Source organism: Thermus sp. KWY1 (assembly GCF_057547025.1).
Genome location: NZ_BAAJPG010000022.1, coordinates 1 through 1,144, shown reverse-complemented (window position 1 = coordinate 1,144; position 1,144 = coordinate 1). Strand labels below are relative to the sequence as shown.

The 1,144-nt window shown below is 66.8% G+C and carries 1 pseudogene; it reads left to right on the top strand.

What is annotated here, in order from left to right:
• Window positions 1-41 precede the first annotated feature (41 nt).
• Window positions 42-1,132 (top strand): annotated as a pseudogene (locus AC27GT_RS06605) (ISAs1 family transposase).
• Window positions 1,133-1,144: the final 12 nt, after the last annotated feature.

Here is a 1,144-nt window from a genome sequence, read left to right as displayed (position 1 = left end):
CAGACTTGACCTATATGCGGCTCCTGGAGTAAAGAGGGGGCATGACCCTGCGCGAAGCCCTGTCCCAGATCCCCGACCCCCGGGCCCGCAACCGGCAGTACCCCCTTTGGGGCCTCCTGGCCCTCATCCTGGTGGCTTTTCTTTCCCGCGTGGACTCCCTGAGGGGCGTGGAACGCTTCGCCCGCGCCAACCCCCACCTCTTGCCCCACCTGGGCCTGCGCAAGGCCCCAGGCCACACCGCCATCACCCTTCTCCTTCACCGCCTGGATCCTGAAAAGCTCCAAGCGGCCCTCCTCCAGGTCTTCCCCGAAGCCGACCTTGGGGAAGTCCTGGTGGTAGACGGGAAGCACCTGCGGGGAAGCGGCAAGGGGAAAAGCGCCCAGGTGAAGCTGGTGGAGGTCCTGGCCCTGCACCTCCATACCACCCTGGCCCAGGCCCGGGCGGAGGGGAGGGAGGACCAAGCCCTTTTGGAGCTCCTGGACCGCCTGGGGGCGGAGGGGCTCAAGGGGAAGGTGGTGGTGGGGGACGCGGGGTACCTGTACCCGGAGTTAGCGGGGAAGGTGGTGCAAAAAGGGGGGCGTACCTCTTTGTCCTGAAGGCTAACCAGGGGGAACTTTTGGAGTGGGCCTTGGAGGTGTTCAAGGGCATGGAGGAGAGGCGGCTTCCTGGCGAGACCGAGGCGGTGTGGAATCTGGTGCGGGATGGGGAGGTGTGGACCTACCGGGTTTGGGCTTCCCCCTACCTGCCGGAAGAGGTGCGGGCCTTCCCTGGGGCCAGGCAGGTGGTGCGGATGGAGCGGGAGGTGGTGCACAAGGGGACGGGGGAGGTGCGGCGGACGGTGAGCTACGCCCTCACCAGCTTGGGGCCGGAGGTGGCGGAGGCGAGGCGGCTTGGGGAGCTTCTCCTTTACCGGTGGGAGGTAGAGAACCGGTCCTTTTGGGTACGGGACGTTCTCCTCCACGAGGATGCCTGCCAGGTGCGGGGGGTGGGGGCACAGGTCTTGGCGGCCCTCCGGGCCTTTCTGGTCTCCATGCTTCACCGCCAAGGGGTCAGGGAGAAGAAGGCGGCCTTGGAGGCCTTCTCCTTCAACCCCCTCTCCGCCCTGCGCTTCCTGGGGCTCTATGCGGCATAGCGGTCAAGTCTG